The sequence below is a fragment of the Holophagaceae bacterium genome, assembly GCA_016720465.1.
In the GTDB taxonomy this organism is placed as follows: domain Bacteria; phylum Acidobacteriota; class Holophagae; order Holophagales; family Holophagaceae; genus JANXPB01.
On the sequence record JADKKO010000004.1, the window covers coordinates 1,280,349 to 1,296,066 of the forward strand.

The 15,718-nt window shown below is 63.2% G+C and carries 13 protein-coding genes; 12 read left to right on the top strand and 1 reads right to left on the bottom strand.

The window, feature by feature from the left end:
- Positions 1-18: 18 nt before the first annotated feature.
- The gene (locus IPQ13_13010) at positions 19-1,773 is read left to right on the top strand and encodes an ABC transporter ATP-binding protein (protein ID MBL0211808.1); all 1,755 of its coding nucleotides are present in this window, start codon (positions 19-21) and stop codon (positions 1,771-1,773) included.
- 10 nt (positions 1,774-1,783) lie between these two features.
- On the opposite strand, the gene IPQ13_13015 is transcribed toward IPQ13_13010, so the two are convergent.
- Positions 1,784-3,340: a type II/IV secretion system protein gene (locus IPQ13_13015; GenBank protein MBL0211809.1), complete on the bottom strand. Its 1,557-nt coding sequence runs from the start codon at positions 3,338-3,340 to the stop codon at positions 1,784-1,786.
- Positions 3,341-3,698: 358 nt separating this feature from the next.
- Between IPQ13_13015 and IPQ13_13020 the strand changes: the two genes are divergently transcribed.
- The 11 genes from IPQ13_13020 to IPQ13_13070 are packed head-to-tail and all read left to right on the top strand — an operon-like array spanning position 3,699 to position 15,652.
- On the top strand, positions 3,699-4,052 hold the full coding sequence (locus IPQ13_13020) for an NADH-quinone oxidoreductase subunit A (GenBank protein ID MBL0211810.1): 354 nt from the start codon (positions 3,699-3,701) through the stop codon (positions 4,050-4,052).
- Positions 4,043-4,561 (top strand): NADH-quinone oxidoreductase subunit B, encoded by a 519-nt coding sequence (locus IPQ13_13025; GenBank protein MBL0211811.1) that lies wholly within the window; start codon positions 4,043-4,045, stop codon positions 4,559-4,561. Before IPQ13_13020 ends, IPQ13_13025 begins: the two co-directional genes overlap by 10 nt.
- 28 nt (positions 4,562-4,589) lie before the next feature.
- Positions 4,590-6,203 (top strand): NADH-quinone oxidoreductase subunit C, encoded by a 1,614-nt coding sequence (locus tag IPQ13_13030; protein MBL0211812.1) that lies wholly within the window; start codon positions 4,590-4,592, stop codon positions 6,201-6,203.
- A gap of 43 nt (positions 6,204-6,246) precedes the next feature.
- A complete protein-coding gene (locus IPQ13_13035) occupies positions 6,247-7,329 on the top strand; it encodes an NADH-quinone oxidoreductase subunit D (protein MBL0211813.1) in 1,083 nt (360 codons plus the stop codon).
- A gap of 49 nt (positions 7,330-7,378) precedes the next feature.
- The gene (locus IPQ13_13040; GenBank protein MBL0211814.1) at positions 7,379-8,602 is read left to right on the top strand and encodes an NADH-quinone oxidoreductase subunit H; all 1,224 of its coding nucleotides are present in this window, start codon (positions 7,379-7,381) and stop codon (positions 8,600-8,602) included.
- Between the two features lie 16 nt (positions 8,603-8,618).
- A complete protein-coding gene (locus tag IPQ13_13045) occupies positions 8,619-9,128 on the top strand; it encodes an NADH-quinone oxidoreductase subunit I (GenBank protein MBL0211815.1) in 510 nt (169 codons plus the stop codon).
- 36 nt (positions 9,129-9,164) lie between these two features.
- Positions 9,165-9,713, top strand: coding sequence for an NADH-quinone oxidoreductase subunit J (locus IPQ13_13050; protein MBL0211816.1), 549 nt, complete (start codon positions 9,165-9,167; stop codon positions 9,711-9,713).
- Positions 9,714-9,722: 9 nt separating this feature from the next.
- On the top strand, positions 9,723-10,025 hold the full coding sequence (nuoK, locus tag IPQ13_13055) for an NADH-quinone oxidoreductase subunit NuoK (protein ID MBL0211817.1): 303 nt from the start codon (positions 9,723-9,725) through the stop codon (positions 10,023-10,025).
- Between the two features lie 40 nt (positions 10,026-10,065).
- On the top strand, positions 10,066-12,381 hold the full coding sequence (nuoL, locus tag IPQ13_13060; protein MBL0211818.1) for an NADH-quinone oxidoreductase subunit L: 2,316 nt from the start codon (positions 10,066-10,068) through the stop codon (positions 12,379-12,381).
- Positions 12,382-12,416: 35 nt separating this feature from the next.
- The gene (locus IPQ13_13065) at positions 12,417-14,129 is read left to right on the top strand and encodes an NADH-quinone oxidoreductase subunit M (GenBank protein MBL0211819.1); all 1,713 of its coding nucleotides are present in this window, start codon (positions 12,417-12,419) and stop codon (positions 14,127-14,129) included.
- Positions 14,129-15,652 (top strand): NADH-quinone oxidoreductase subunit N, encoded by a 1,524-nt coding sequence (locus IPQ13_13070; protein ID MBL0211820.1) that lies wholly within the window; start codon positions 14,129-14,131, stop codon positions 15,650-15,652. Before IPQ13_13065 ends, IPQ13_13070 begins: the two co-directional genes overlap by 1 nt.
- Positions 15,653-15,718: the final 66 nt, after the last annotated feature.

A 15,718-nucleotide genomic window follows, 5' to 3' on the forward strand; every position in this document is an offset into this window, starting at 1 on the left:
TAGGCTGGTTGGGTGGCGATGGAATCCAAGTCAACCTGGTGGTGGAAGCTTCTGGCGGGGCATCGGCGGTCATTGCTCCTGGGCCTTGGTTCGACCCTGCTCTGCAGCCTGGCGGCGGCCTGGGTCCCGTTCTGGTCCGGGAAAGCGGTGCACGCGCTGGAGGTGCGCCGGTACGGCGATTCCCGCCACGCGCTCGTCTGGATGCTCCTGTTCACGCTGGTGGCAGGCATAGGGCGCTACCTGATGCGCAACACGCTCATCGGGCTCAGCCGGGAGATCGAAAAGGCCCAGCGCGAAGAGATCTACGCGTACCTGATGACACGATCCTTCGCGTTCTACGAACGGCAGCGCATCGGCGATCTCATGAGCCGCATCGGCGATGATGTGAGCACCGTGCGGATGGCCACCGGGCCCGGGTTCATGAGCCTGCTCCAGACCTTCAGCATTCTGCCCATGACCATGGCCCTGATGCTGCATACCCACGTGCGGCTCACCTTCGCGGTCATGCTGCCCTTCTCCTTCCTGGCGCTCGGGTTCTACCTCCTGAGCAAGAAAAGCCATGCGCTGCAGCAAAAACTCCAGCTCGTTTCCAGCCAGCTCAACACCTTCAGCCACGAAACCATCCAGGGCGAAAAGGTGGTCCAGGCCTTCGGCCTCGAGGGCCTCCGCGTGGGCCGGTTCCGGGAATTGAGCGAGGACCAGGCGAGGCTGAACATACGGCAGTCCTCGATCTTTGGAGCCTACGGACCCATGGCCTCCCTCATCGGAGGCGCCGCGGCCCTGGTGCTGGTCGCGTACGGAGGGACCCTGGTGACGCGCCATGAATTGAGCCTGGGCGATCTCACGGCCTTCACCGGGTATCTGGTGGCCCTGGCCTGGCCCGTGATGAGCCTGGGCTGGTCCGTGAACCTGTTCCAGCGCGCCCGCGCGGGCCAGGAACGCATCGAGCAGGTGCTGGCCGCGCCGGACCCGGCGGTGCCGCCATGGCCTGGAGATGAAGCCCCGGCACTGCCTCCCGCGCCCGCGGCGATCGCCCTGAGCGATGGGTCGTTCCGATTCGAATCGGGGCGAGGTCTCGGCCCGATCTCGTTGAAGGTCGCATCAGGCGGCAGCCTGGCGATCGTGGGCGGCATCGGCAGCGGCAAGAGCATCCTTCTGCAGACCCTGGCCGGCCTGAGAACCATCCAGGAAGGCCGCTACGAGGTGGACGGCCAGTCCCTGGACGATGCCACCCTGCGGCGGCATTGGGCGGGACTCGGATGGGTGCCCCAGGAGGCTTTCCTCTTTTCCACGAGCCTGCGGGAAAACCTCATCCAGGGAAGGCCCGGCGCCACCGAAGCGGAAATCTGGGAAGTGGCCGAAGTGGTCTGCCTGGACGATCTCATCCGGCGGCTGCCTGCGGGTCTCGATACCGTCGTGGGCGAGCGCGGCGTCGTGCTGAGCGGCGGGGAACGGCAGCGCACGGCCCTCGCCCGGGCCCTGTTGAAGAAGCCGCGCCTGCTCCTCATGGACGACGCGCTTTCAGCGGTGGACGCCGAAACCGAGTCCCGGATCCTGGAAAACCTGAAAGGCTACCTGGGCCGCACCACGCTGGTCCTGGCCACCCACCGCATCTTCGTGGCCGAACTTTGCGAGGAGGTCCTGGTAATGGAGCAGGGCCGCGCCATCCAGTTCGGGACGCCTGCGCAACTGGCCGAGCAGCAGGGCCTGTATGCGCGGCTCAAACGGCTTCAGAGCCTGGAGCGCGAGATTCTGGGCAGGTCGGCGGGTTGAAGGCTGGGCTTCAGTGGGAGTCCACGAACGTGACTTTGTTGATCTCGCGGAAGCTCGTCAAGCCTAGGCGGACCTTCTCGAGGGCGCTCTCGCGGAGGCTCTGCATGCCGTTCCGGCGGGCGGCGGCCTTCACATCGCGGATGGGCGCGCGGAGCGTCAGCATTTCCCGGAGTTCATCATTCATGCCCATGAATTCGATGATGGCCTGGCGGCCGCGGAAGCCCGTGCCGTGGCAGTCGACGCAGCCGACCTTTTCGAAGAACGTGCCGGAGCTTCCCCAGGTGGGATCCACGCCGTTGTCGATGAATTCCTGGGGGCTGGGTTCGATGGGGCGTTTGCACTTGGGGCAGAGGGTCTTCACCAGGCGCTGGGCCAGGATGCAATTCAGGGCCGACACGAAGTTGTAGAGTTCGACGCCCATGTACTGGAAGCGGCCGATGACGTCGAGGGTGTTGTTGGCGTGGACGGTGGTGAACACCAGGTGCCCCGTCAACGCCGACTGGATGGCGATCTGGGCGGTCTCGGGGTCGCGGATCTCGCCCACCAGGATCTTGTCGGGGTCGTGGCGCAGGATGGAGCGGAGCCCCACCGCGAAGGTCAGGCCTTTCTTTTCATTCACAGGGATCTGGCAGACGCCTTCGAGCTGGTATTCCACCGGGTCTTCGATGGTGACGAGCTTGTCTTCCGGGGAACGGATTTCGCTCAGGATGGCGTAGAGCGTGGTCGTTTTCCCGGATCCGGTGGGTCCGGTCACCAGGAACATGCCGTAGGGCTCCCGGGAGAAGCGGCGGAGTTTCAACAGCTCATGGGGCGAGAAGCCCAGGATGTCCAGGTTGAGCGTCTTGAATTCCTCGCTCAGGTTCTCCTTGTCGAGGATGCGGATGACAGCGTCTTCGCCATGGATGGTGGGCATGATGCTCACGCGGAAATCGATGGCGCGCCCGCGTACCTTGAGCTTGAAGCGGCCGTCCTGGGGTTTGCGCTTTTCGGCGATGTCCAGCTCGCTCATGACCTTGACGCGGCTGATGATCGCGGAGGCGAAGCGCTTGTCGATGGGATCGGCGGCCGGATAGAGGCTGCCGTCGATGCGGTACTTGATCAGGAAACCGGCGGCGGTGGTCTCCAAATGGATGTCCGAGGTGCGCCGCTGCAAGGCATTGAAGATCGTTGTGTCCACGAGCTTGACGATGGGGGCTTCGTCCTTGTCCGTGAGCCGCTCCAGGTCCAGGGCCTCGTCATCCACGTCCTCGGCGCTGAGCACCTGGACCTTCAGCGCTTCGCCCACTTCATCCAGGGCCTTCTGGCCGCTTTCGGATTTCTTGAGCACTTCCTGGATCTGGGCCTGGGGCGCGCCGGCGAATTTCAAGGGGCGCTTGAGCTGCATGCGCAGCATGTCCTGGGTGACCACGTCCAGGGGATCCGCCATGGCCAGCCAGAGGATGCCGTCCTTCTCCTGGACCGGCACGAAGTGGTGCTTGAGCATGGTGTCCAGGGAGATCGCCTGGAAGAGCGCGAAGTCCACGGGTTCCTTGGTGAGGTCCAGGGAGGGGTAAAGCATCCGCTCCAGCCTCAGGTCGGTCTGGGTGAGATCGCCGGCCAGGGTCTTGTCACCCTTGTCGGGCAGCTCCAAAACCAGGGTCTTTTCTTCGTGGGGGAGGGATTGATCGGTCGAGGCCATGAGATATGGTATGCCGTCTTCGCGTGGAAGGCTTCATCGCCCATCGTTTTTTCATGCCGATCCAGGCATTGGACCCTGGGACTCGGAATCTATCGTTGACCCGCGCCGGGCTTAAGCCGCAGAATTAGGGGCCATTGTGGACCAACCAGCGCTTTTCCGGTTGGTTTCGCTAAGGCCACCAGGCCGGTGCACCATGAAAATCGCAAGATTGGATTGCTACAACGGCTAATTCGGCTCCGGAGTCCACATGCGAGACTATGCCCCGATTCTGCTGCTTCTGCTCATTTGCATCGCTACGCCGCTGCTGGTCTGGGGACTCTCCCGCCTGCTCCGGCCCAAAGCCCCCAATGTGAACAAATATCTGGTCTATGAATGCGGGATCACCCCCGTCACCGTGGCCCGGGAAAAGTTTTCTGTACGCTACTACTTGGTAGCAGTGATGTTCCTTGTTTTCGATGTGGAAACGGTCTTCCTGATGCCGTGGGCCATCCAGATCAAGGAACTGGCCCTGTTCGGTCTGGTGGAGATGCTGTTCTTCCTGTTCTTGCTGCTGTTCGGTTATGGGTACATCTGGGCCAAAGGAGCTCTCACATGGGAATGAACGGGATGAATGGGCCAGACGTCCTCGAACACATCCTCATCACCACCAAGGTTGAAAAAGTCATCAATTGGGCGCGCGCGACCAGCGTGTGGCCCATGTCCTTCGGCCTGGCCTGCTGCGCCATCGAGATGATGGCCGCCGGGGCCTCCAAGTTCGACTTCGATCGTTTCGGCGCGGGCATCTTCCGCGCCACGCCGCGCCAGAGCGATCTGATGATCGTGGCGGGCACCGTGACCTACAAAATGGCCCCGGTGATCAAGAAGCTCTATGACCAGATGCCCGAGCCCAAGTGGGTCATCGCCATGGGTTCCTGCGCCACGGCCGGCGGGCCCTTCGACAGCTACCACACGATCCAGGGCGTGGACAAAATCGTGCCCGTGGACGTTTTCATCCCCGGCTGTCCGCCCCGGCCGGAGGGACTCATCTATGGATTCCTGAAACTCCAGGACAAGATCATGACCAGCTCCATGGCCGATAAGTATGCCGAGCTCTTTGAATCGGTGAGCTAGGCCGCAGGCCTCCGGAGGGGAAAGAGACATGGCTATCGCGAAGGTCTGGATCGAAGAAGGCTGCATCGTCTGCAATGCGTGCGAGGCCGAGTGCCCGGACGTGTTCCAAGTCACCGAGGACAGCTGCCACATCAAGGGCGACGCCCGCCTGGACGGCAAGCAGAGCGAGAACCGCGACGAAAAATCAGGGCTCAAGGGGGATCTGGGGACGAATCTCGAAGCCTCTATCGTCGCGGCCGCGGCGGCCTGCCCCGTGGAAGTCATCAAATTCGATCAGGTGGCCAACGTCGAGGCGCCGGCGCCCGCTCCTGCGGCTGCCGTGCCGGCGGCAGCGGCTCCCGCGGCCACCGATATCGAGGATGCGGTCGATGCGGCCCTCGGGACGACCGCCAACCTCAGTGAAGCCGCCGCGAAAGCCGTGGTTCCTGCGCCCGCGCTTCCGGAACCCACCGTCGCTCCGGCGCCCCCCGCCGCGCCACCGGCCCCACCCGCTGCCGGCGGGGCCAAGCCGCGTGTCACCAAGGTCTGGATTGAAGAAGGCTGCATCGTCTGCAATGCCTGCGAGGCCGACAGCCCCGAGGTGTTCCATGTGACCGAAACCACCTGCATGATCAAGCCCGGCGTGCGGCTGGACGGCAAGGAATCGGAAAACCGCACCGAAAAGAACGGCCTCAAGCCCGAGGACGGCGAACGGCTCATCACCAGCATCATCACGGCTGCCAAGGGCTGTCCCGTGGATGTGATCAAGTACGAGGTGCTCGGGGATGCTCCGGTGGTCGAGGCCAAGCCTCACGACATGGCCGAGGCCGCCGCCGGGCCTTATGTGTATGACTATAAAACCGCTCCGAACCGCCAGGTGGTGATGCCGAAGACCGTGCCCCTCCCGAGCCTCCACACCTACCAGGAGGAGCAGAAGGCCGCCGCCGCCGCGGACGAGGCCAAGTGGGCCAAGCAGCAGGCGGATTTTGAAACCGCGAAGGCCAAGGCCTTGGCGGAAGGGAAGGATGCCCCGAAGCCCCCGGTGCGGGCCCTCCCGAAAAAGAATGAAAACGACATGGAATTTCCAGTGCCTGCCGAGGCCGCGGACCCCGACCTTCTCCATCTCACGGACCTGCTGGACGGCAAGGTTTCCCAGGCCTTTGAACAAAGCGGCGAACTGACCCTGCAAGTGCATCCGGACGGCCTGATCGAGACCCTCATGTTCTGCAAGGGCGACGCCGCGCTGCGGTACGAACTGCTTGCGGACCAGACCGCCACCCACTACCCGGCGGCGAACGGGTTCGCGTTCTCGGTCGTGTATCAGCTCATTTCCATCAGCCGCCGCAAGCGCCTGCGCGTCCGCGTGCTGGTGAAGGAAGGGCAGGATCTGGAGAGTGCCGTACAGATCTACCCGTCGGCCAATTGGATGGAGCGCGAAATCTACGACATGTTCGGCATCCGGTTCACCGGCCATCCGGACATGACCCGCATCCTCTGCCCGGAGGACTGGGAGGGCCATCCGCTCCGCAAGGAATACCCCACCCTCGGCTGGGGCCAGCGGGACATCGATTTCCGCGAGGACCGCTCTGGAGCGCTCATGCGGATGGCCATGGAAAAGGCCGGCAACATGGGCATCAACCTCAAGGTACCGAAGGCCGACTGAATCAAACGCGTGTTAGGAGTTCCTGGTGTTCAAAACCGAGGAAATGGAAATCAACCTGGGCCCGCAGCACCCGTCCACCCACGGCGTGCTCCGGGTGAAGCTGCACCTCGACGGCGAGACCGTCACCCGCTGCACGCCGATGATCGGCTACCTGCACCGGGGCGTGGAGAAGATCTGCGAAAACAAGACTTTCTTCCAGGGCCAGGTCTGGACGGACCGCACGGACTACGTGGCATCGGTGAGCAACAACCTCGGCTGGGCGGAGGGCGTCGAAAAACTGTTCGGCATCACCGTTCCGCGGCGGGCCCACTACATCCGCACCATGCTCACGGAACTGAACCGCATCACGTCCCACCTGCTGTGGCTGGGCACCCACGCGCTCGACATCGGCGCCATGACGGTCTTCCTCTATGCCTTCCGCGAACGCGAGGAAATCCTCTCCATCTTCGAGGCCTTCTGCGGCGCGCGGCTCACCACTACCGCCTTCCGCATCGGCGGCCTGCGCGAGGACATCCCGCCGGGCTTCGAGAAGCAGGTCCGCGCCTTCCAGGCCCGATTCCTGGACTGCATCGATGACTACGAGACGCTGCTCACCGAGAACCGCATCTGGAAGAAGCGCACCATCGGCGTGGCCATGCTGAACGCCGAGGACGCCATCGCCCTGGGCGTCACCGGGCCGGTGCTCCGGGCCGCAGGCTCCAACTACGACATCCGCAAGGATTTCCCCTACGCCGCCTACGCCGAAATGCAATTCGATGTGGCGACCCAGAAAGCCGGCGACACCTATGCCAGGTATCTGGTCCGCCTCGAGGAGATGCGCCAGGCCCACCGCATCGTGAACCAATGCCTGGACGGGCTGCCCGAAGGCCCGGTGATGGCCAAGCTGCCCAAGGTCCTGAAATCTGAAGTGAACGAGGTCTACCACGCCATCGAGGCTCCCAAGGGAGAATTGGGTTACTACTTCGTCGGCGAGAAGGGCGGTCTCAATCCCTACCGCATGCACATCAGGGCGCCCTCGTTCATCAACCTGCAGGCCCTGTCCAAGATGGTCGTAGGCCGCCTCCTGGCGGACGTGATCGCCGCCATCGGGACGCTGGATGTTGTGCTGGGCGAGGTGGATCGATGATCCCCGAGCTGCTTAGAGTTGGGCGAGGTGGATCGATGAGGACCCGAAAATGACGCCGACCCTGTTTCAATACCTGACCATCTCCCTGCTCCAGATCATCGTGATCCTGGGCTTCGTGATGACGCTGGTGCCCCTCCTCACCTTCGCGGAGCGCAAGGTCATCGCCTATGTGCAGGTGCGCCTGGGCGCCACCCGCGTAGCCGGCGGCCTTTGGGGCGCCCAGCGGGGCCGGACCCACCAGTCCCGGACCCTCACGGGCGGGCTGAACGGGCTCATGTGGTTCCTGGGCCGGGTGCCCGTGTTCTCGATCCTCCGGGGCCTTCCCATGTTCATCGCGGACGCCCTCAAGCTCCTCACGAAGGAGGACATCGTCCCCACGGACGCCGACAAAGCGGTCTTCGTCCTGTCCCCGGCGCTGGCGATGGTGGCGGCTTTCACGGTATTCGCCGCCATCAGCTTCGCGCCCGGCGCGCTGTTCTATTTCCCCGCGAAATTCCCCTTCCTGGGCGGGCTACCGTTCAACGGCTTCCTGACGGACCTCAACGTCGGCCTGCTGTTCATCCTCGGCGTGGCTTCCGTCGGCGTCTACGGCATCGTGCTCGGCGCCTGGGCCTCCAACTCCAAATATCCGCTGCTGGGCGGGCTCCGCAGCGCGGCCCAGATCGTCAGCTATGAAGTGCCCCTGACCCTCAGCCTCCTGGTGCCGGTGGTGCTCACGGGCTCCCTGAACTTCAATGAGATGAGCACCCGCATGGCGGTGGATGTCCCCGCCAACGGGCTGGTGGGCATCGGCAGGACGCTGCTGATGTTCGTGGGCTTCTTCGTCTACACCACCTGCGGGTTCGCCGAGACCAACCGCACGCCCTTCGATCTGGCCGAAGCTGAGAACGAGCTGGTGGCGGGCTTCCACACGGAATACTCGGGCATGAAATTCAGCTTCTACTTCCTGTCGGAATACGCCTCGATGATCACGGTGTCCGCCCTGGCCGCCGCCTTCTTCCTGGGCGGGCATTACCTGATGCCCTTCGGCCTGCAGCATGTCTGGAACCACTTCTTCCAGCACAGCTCCAACGCCTTCCTGGCCTGGACCTGCATGCCGAGCATCCTCTGGTTCCTGCTCAAGATCTTCTTCCTGCTCTTCTGCTTCCTGTGGGTGCGCGCGACGGTGCCGCGCTACCGTTACGACCAACTCATGAACGTGGGATGGAAATTCCTGATCCCCTATACGCTGGTCATGTTCGTCATCGCGGCCTTGCTCCGCTACGCGGCCTAACCGCCTGAGGTCGACAATGACATCTTCACTGCTCAGAACCCTCATACCCTTCGACATCTACGGAGGGATGAAGCTCACCGGAAAATATTTCGGCAAGGTGCTGCGCCAGGCCAACCGGGGCGCCAAGCGGACCCACATCGTGGTGGAATACCCTGAGGTCCCTACGACGCTGATGCCCCGCTTCCGCGGGCGGCTGCAGATGATCAAGGACGAGCAGGGCGAGGTCAAATGCGTCTGCTGCCTGGCCTGCGAGAAGATCTGCCCCACCCAGGTCATCACCATCGAAAAAGGCAAAAAGGAAGGCCGGAAGACGCCCTTCCCGGTGCGCTACGACTTCGAGATGGAACGCTGCATCTTCTGCGAATTCTGCGTGGAGAGCTGCGGCTTCGACTCCATCATCCTGAACCACCAGTTCGAGCTGGCCGCCTATGACCGAGAGGATTTCTCCCACGCCATGGAAGGCGGGTTCCAGAACATGTTCGACACCACCCCCGTGGGCCACTACTCCGTCGCCAGCGACGATTGACACCTCCGCCCCAGTCCTAATTTTTCAAGGTCCGCCATGGAACAACTCCTCATCAATCTCGGCCAGAACATGTTCGTGCTCTTCGGCCTGCTGGCCGCGGGCGGGGCCGGCGTCCTGATCTTTTCCAAGAGCGCGGTCCACAGCGTCATCGGGTTCCTGTTCTCGATGATCTGCGTCGCGGGCTGCTTCCTGTCCCTCCAGGCGGAGTTCCTGGGGGTCGCGCAGCTGCTGGTCTACGCCGGCGGCATCGTCGTCCTCTTCCTCTTCGTCGTGATGCTCGTGGAGCTCACGAAATACCAGGAGAAGGGGATCTTCCAGACCCAGACGAAATTCGCGATTCCGCTCGTGGGCCTGGGACTGCTCGTCTTCGGGGGCCTTTTCCGGAGCGCCCTCTTCGGCGCCAGCGCACCCGAGGCTCTGACGCTTCAGCCGGGATTGGTGGGTGCTGCTGAAAGCCTAGGCAACGCGCAGGCTGTGAGCCGCGGGCTTTTCGCGAACTTCCTCCTGCCCTTTGAAATCCTCTCGGTGATCCTGCTGGTGGCCCTGGTCGGGGCTATCGTGCTGGCGAAATCGGAAAGGGTATAGGAGCTCCACATGGTCTCGATGAACGCGGTACTCCTGATTTCCTTTCTGCTCTGGTCCGTGGGCGTGGCGGGGGTGCTTATCCGCCGCAACGCGCTGGTGATCCTGATGTGCGTGGAACTGATGCTCAACGCGGCCAATCTCAATTTCATCGCTTTCGCCAGGCAGTCCGGCACCGTCCACGGCCAGGCCATCGCGCTGCTGGTGATGGGGTTCGCGGCGGCGGAGGTGGCCGTGGGGCTCGCCCTGGTGGTGGCCCTCTACCGCAGGAAGGGCAATATCCAGGTGGACGAGATCAACCTTCTGAAGGGCTGATCCAGATGATCCGGTTGATTAGATCTGATTCGGGGAACGCATGAGCATTGAACAAGCAGCGAGCCACATGATAGGAGCCACAAGCGCCGCCAGCACCGGCAGCGGCATCCTCTGGCTCATTCCCTTCCTGCCGTTCTTCGGCTTCCTGATCAACGGCCTCACGGGCCGGCGGCTCAAGAACACCAAGGTGGTGGACGCCATCGCGCTGGGTTCGGTGGGGATCTCCTTCCTGCTCACGGTCTATTTCTTTTTCCAATTGCTGGCGCTGCCGGAGAATTCCCGCTCCATCCACCAGAATCTCTGGACTTGGTTCGATCTAGGCGGAGCCAGGGTTTTGGGCGGCCTGAGCACAACGACAGTCCAGTGGGCCTACAAGTTCGACGCGCTGAGCGCGGCCATGGCGATCCTGGTGACCGGAGCCGGCTTCCTGATCCACCTGTTCAGCACGGGCTACATGGCCGAAGAGCGCAATGACGGCCGCTACTACCGTTTCATGGCCTACATGAACCTGTTCGTGTTCTCCATGCTCAACCTGGTGCTCGGCGCCAACATCCTGATGATGTTCCTGGGCTGGGAAGGCGTGGGCCTCTGCTCCTACCTGCTCATCGGCTTCTACTTCGACCGGGACTATGCGGCGGCCGCCGGCAAGAAGGCCTTCGTCACCAACCGCGTGGGCGATTTCGGATTCATGATCGGCTTCTTCCTGCTGATCATGCTGTTCGGAAACCTGGACTTCGACACCATGATGGGCATGGTGCGGGGCATCAGCGGGATGCCGTCCATCACCCTCTTCGGCCACACGGCGGCGCCCACCTTCTGGTTCAACCTCATCGGCTGCTGCCTGTTCGTGGGCGCCATCGGCAAATCGGCCCAGATTCCGCTCTATGTCTGGCTGCCGGACGCCATGGCCGGCCCGACCCCGGTGAGCGCGCTGATCCACGCCGCCACCATGGTGACTTCGGGCCTCTACATGATCACGCGGCTGAATTTCATCTATGTGCTGGCGCCCGGCGCCCTTTCCCTGGTCCTGTTCGTGGGAGCCCTCACGGCTCTGTTTGCCGCCACCATGGGCCTGGCCCAATACGACATCAAGAAGGTGCTCGCCTATTCCACCGTCTCCCAGCTCGGCTTCATGTTCATGGGCCTGGGCGCGGGGGCCTTCTCGGCGGGCATGTTCCATGTCTTCACCCACGCGGCCTTCAAGGCCTGCCTGTTCCTCGGTTCGGGTTCCGTCATCGCCGCCTGCCACCACGAGCAGGACATGCGGAACATGGGCGGCCTGCGCAAGTACATGCCCTGGACCTTCGCCAGCATGGGCCTTGCCACCTTGGCGATCGCGGGCGTGCCGCCCTTCTCGGGGTTCTTCTCCAAGGATGAGATCCTGTGGAAGGTGTTCGAACACGGCTGGAACGGCCAGGGCTGGTTCTATTACCTGTGCTGGGGCCTCGGCATGCTGGCGGCCTTCTGCACGGCCTTCTACATGGTGCGGCTCATGGCCATGACCTTCTTCGGCGAGTTCCGCGGCGCCGGGAACGACCCCTTCGGCCTGACGGTGCCCAGCGAGGCCCATCACGGGGGCGACGATGATGCCCATGGCGCCCACGGCCACGCGGCCCATGGCGATGCCCTGGCCGATGCCCACACCAATCCGGGGCTCCATGTGCACGCCGCGGACGATCTCACCGACCATGGCCACGCCGGCCAAGCCCACGGACCTTCGGAAGTGCCCTGGAACATGTGGGTGCCGGTCTTCATCTTCGCCGTCCTGGCGGTGGTGCTGGGCTTCCTGAACCTGCCGCCGAGCCTGAAGGGAAGCGAGCACTTCTCCAAGTGGCTGGAGCCCCTGCTGTACCAGGCGGCTGCGGCGCACGGCGGGCACCACGCCGCGGAATCCATCGAATACTGGCTCATGGGCTTCGCCATCGTCTGGGCGTTGAGCGCCATGGGCCTGGCCTGGTGGATGTACATCTCGGATCCGAGCTGGTCCCGGGCCAAGGCCTTCGTCGCGCGGTTCCCGCAATTGTTCGAGTGGGTCAACGCCAAGTACTACGTGGATGAGTTCTACGACGCGATGGTCATCAATCCCATCAAGCAGCTCTCGGCCCAGCTCTGGAGCCTCGACAACTGGGTGATCGATGGCATGGTGAACGGCGCCGCCCGTTTCACGGTGATGCTCGCCAGCGCCAGCGACTGGTTCGACGCCAAGGTGGTGGACGGCCTGGTGAACGCCGTGGCCTGGGGCCTGCAGCAAGGATCCATGGGCTTCAAGGCCCTGCAGAGCGGCCGGGTCCAGAACTACGCCTTCGTGATGATGCTCGGTTTCCTGGCCTTCGCCTTCTGGAAGTTCCTCGCCTGATTTGAAGTGATATTCGTTTGGAGTTTTTCATGAGTATGAGCAGTTCCACCCTACTAATGCTTCTAGCAACCTTCCTGCCCCTGCTGGGGGGATTGGCCCTGCTCTTCGTGCCGGACGAGAAGCGGGAGGTCTTCCAGAAGGCCACGGTGGCCATCATGGCCGCCAGCTTCCTGGTGAGCGTGCCGCTCTGGTTCCAGTACGACCGGGGCAGCGACGCCGTGCAGTTCGCGTACGCCTGCGACTGGATGCCGAGCCTCGGCGTCAAGTTCAGCGTCGGGATGGACGGCATCTCCCTGCTCCTCTGGCTCCTGACCACGTTCACCGGGCCCATCGCGGCGCTGTGTTCCTGGGGCAACATCGAGGAACGCTGGAAGGAGTACTACATCTGGCTGCTGGTGCTCCAGACCTCCATGCTCGGCGTCTTCATCACCCAGGACATGTTCCTGTTCTACATCTTCTGGGAAGTGATGCTGGTGCCCATGTACTTCCTCATCGCCATCTGGGGCGGCCCGCAAAAACTCTACGCGGCGATCAAGCTGTTCCTCTATACGCTGTCGGGTTCGGTGCTGATGCTCGTGGCGATCTTCGCCATCTACTTCCTGCAGGCCAAGACCCAGGGAGGCCTGGATGCGGCCGGCCAATGGAAGCCGCTCTACGACTTCAGCATCGAGAGCTTCCAGAAAATGGCGCCGGTGATCGCCCAGCAGACCAAGACCTTCCAGGTCCTGCTGGCCATGGCCTTCTTCCTGGCCTTCGCCATCAAGGTGCCGATGTTCCCGTTCCACACATGGCTGCCGGACGCCCACGTGCAGGCGCCCACGGCGGGTTCCGTGATCCTGGCGGGCATCCTGCTGAAGATGGGCACCTACGGTTTCGTGCGCTTCCTGCTGCCCATCGTGCCGGACGGGACCAAGGAATTGATGCCCTGGTTCCTGGCCCTGGCGCTCATCGGCGTCATCTACGGCGCCCTGGTGGCCATGATCCAGAAGGACATGAAGAAGCTGGTCGCCTATTCCTCCGTCAGCCACCTGGGGCTCTGCATGCTGGGCATCTTCGCCTTGAATCCCTGGGGCCTGAAGGGCGCGATGTTCCAGATGCTGAACCACGGCGTTTCGACGCCGGGACTGTTCCTCGCGGTGGGCATCGTCTACGAGCGCCGCCACACCCGCATGATCGCGGATTACGGCGGGCTTTCGAAGACCATGCCCATCTACGCGACCATCTTCATGCTCATGACCATGAGCAGCATCGGGCTCCCGCTGCTGAACGGCTTCATCGGCGAGGCGACCATCCTGATGGGCACCTTCCAGACCTGGCCCTGGGTGGCGGTGCTGGCCACCTCCGGCATCATCCTGGGCGCCGCCTACATGCTCTGGATGTTCCAGCGCGTGATGTTCGGACCCATCGCCGAGGTGAACACCAAGATGGCGGACTTGAATTTCCGGGAGATCGCCTATTTCACGCCCCTGATCATCGTGGCCGTGTGGATCGGGCTCTATCCCAAACCCTTCATGGACATCATGGACAAGCCCGTCGCCAAACTCGTGCAGCAGGTGCAGCCGGACTTCTACAAGGCCGAAGCCCTCGCGGCCAAGCAGGCCGAAGCCGCCAAGGTGGGGATGCGCGCGATGGAAGCGCCGGAGGCCAAGGAGCATGAAGCCGCTCCCGCCGGACATGGCGCCACGCCCGAAGCAACCACCGCCAAGCCCGGCGAAGCGGCGCATGCGGCGCCCGGCGGAGGCCACTGATGCCAGCGCCTTCCTTCGCGACGGGGCTATGGGCAAACCTCAGCCAGGACATCCACTACATCTGGCCCCATATCCTTCTGATGCTCTCGGGGCTGCTGATGCTGTGGCCCCTGGACACCTGGCTGCTGCCATGGACCAAAGCGGAAAAGCACAAGTGGGCCATCCCGACCATGGCGATCCTCCTGGTTTCGCTCCTGCTGGCCATCTACACCCCCAACGGGCTCGGCTTCTCCGCCATGTACAAGGTCGATGGCCTGGCCAAAGGCTTCCAGGTGCTCTGCATCCTGGCCTCGATCTTCGCGGTGATGCTCAGCCAGAAGGTGCTGGGCGACCTCGTGGAGCACACGGCGGAATACTACGCGCTGATCCTGTTCGCCACCAGCGGCATGCTCTTCATGTGCGGGGCCGTGGACCTGGTGACCATCTACTTCTCCATCGAGCTTATGGCGCTCTGCATCTACATCCTCGTGGCCTACCTGCGCAACCAGGAGCGCGGCATCGAGGCCGGCATGAAGTACTTCCTGCTGGGCGCGTTCTCCAGCGGCATCCTGCTTTACGGCATCTCGCTGCTCTTCGCCGCGGCTGGAGGCGTCACCACCAACCTGACGGAACTGAACCAGAAGCTGGCCGTGGTCTCCCAGGACAAGAGCCTGCTGGTCTATTCCGGCGCCCTGATGGTGCTGGTGGGCCTCTGCTTCAAGGTCGCGGCGGTGCCCTTCCACATGTGGTCGCCGGACGTCTACGACGGATCCCCGACGCCCGTGACGGCCTGGCTGGCGACCGCGCCCAAGGCCGCGTCCCTGGCCGTGTTCCTGCGGATCTTCGGCACGGGCTTCCACAGCATTTCCTATGATTGGGAAGCTCCGCTGATGGCCATCTGCGCCGCCAGCATGATCCTGGGCAATGTGGCGGCCATCCGGCAGCAGGGCATGAAGCGGCTGCTGGCCTATTCCTCCATCGCCCATGTGGGCTACATGCTGCTGGGGGTCCTGTGCAAGGACGCCCAGGCCGGGGCCCAGGCGGTCTGGCTCTACATGCTGCTGTACCTCTTCATGAACACCGGGGCCTTCGCGGTGGTCATCTACCTTCAGGGCAAGAACGAAGGCGAGCGCATCGAGGATTTCAGCGGCATGGGCAAGCGCCATCCGGTGCTCGCCTTTTCCATGCTCGTCTTCCTGTTGAGCCTGGCGGGCATCCCGCCCTTCATCGGGTTTTTCGGGAAGTTCTACATCTTCCTGCTGGCTGTCCAGCAGGGCTACACCACCCTGGTGGTGATCGCGCTGCTCACCTCCGCCGTCAGCGCCTTTTACTACCTGGAAGTGGTCAAGCACATGTACTTCAAGGAACCCGTGGAAGGCGAGGCGGCGCCCATGGACTCCTATTCCAGGTTCCTCATCGGCGCTACCTGCGCCATCGTGCTCGTCGGAACGGCCTTCGGCCCCCAGTTGCTGAGGTGGACCGACGACATCCGCTGGTTCGAGAAGGAAGCGCCCGCCGCTGTGATGGTGTTTCCGAACAAATAATCCCAGAGGAATTTAAACTCGGAAGCGCGGGAGGCTGCCCCGCGCTTTTTTTCAAGCGGCAGGGAG

Excerpts from the sequence above, each read along its gene's own strand:
- IPQ13_13030 (MBL0211812.1), top strand. The coding sequence starts at position 4,590 with ATGGCTATCGCGAAGGTCTGGATCGAAGAAGGCTGCATCGTCTGCAAT.
- nuoK (MBL0211817.1), top strand. The coding sequence starts at position 9,723 with ATGGTCTCGATGAACGCGGTACTCCTGATTTCCTTTCTGCTCTGGTCC.
- IPQ13_13020 (MBL0211810.1), top strand. The coding sequence starts at position 3,699 with ATGCGAGACTATGCCCCGATTCTGCTGCTTCTGCTCATTTGCATCGCT.
- IPQ13_13070 (MBL0211820.1), top strand. The coding sequence starts at position 14,129 with ATGCCAGCGCCTTCCTTCGCGACGGGGCTATGGGCAAACCTCAGCCAG.
- IPQ13_13065 (MBL0211819.1), top strand. The coding sequence starts at position 12,417 with ATGAGCAGTTCCACCCTACTAATGCTTCTAGCAACCTTCCTGCCCCTG.
- nuoL (MBL0211818.1), top strand. The coding sequence starts at position 10,066 with ATGAGCATTGAACAAGCAGCGAGCCACATGATAGGAGCCACAAGCGCC.
- IPQ13_13040 (MBL0211814.1), top strand. The coding sequence starts at position 7,379 with ATGACGCCGACCCTGTTTCAATACCTGACCATCTCCCTGCTCCAGATC.
- IPQ13_13050 (MBL0211816.1), top strand. The coding sequence starts at position 9,165 with ATGGAACAACTCCTCATCAATCTCGGCCAGAACATGTTCGTGCTCTTC.
- IPQ13_13045 (MBL0211815.1), top strand. The coding sequence starts at position 8,619 with ATGACATCTTCACTGCTCAGAACCCTCATACCCTTCGACATCTACGGA.
- IPQ13_13035 (MBL0211813.1), top strand. The coding sequence starts at position 6,247 with ATGGAAATCAACCTGGGCCCGCAGCACCCGTCCACCCACGGCGTGCTC.
- IPQ13_13010 (MBL0211808.1), top strand. The coding sequence starts at position 19 with ATGGAATCCAAGTCAACCTGGTGGTGGAAGCTTCTGGCGGGGCATCGG.
- IPQ13_13025 (MBL0211811.1), top strand. The coding sequence starts at position 4,043 with ATGGGAATGAACGGGATGAATGGGCCAGACGTCCTCGAACACATCCTC.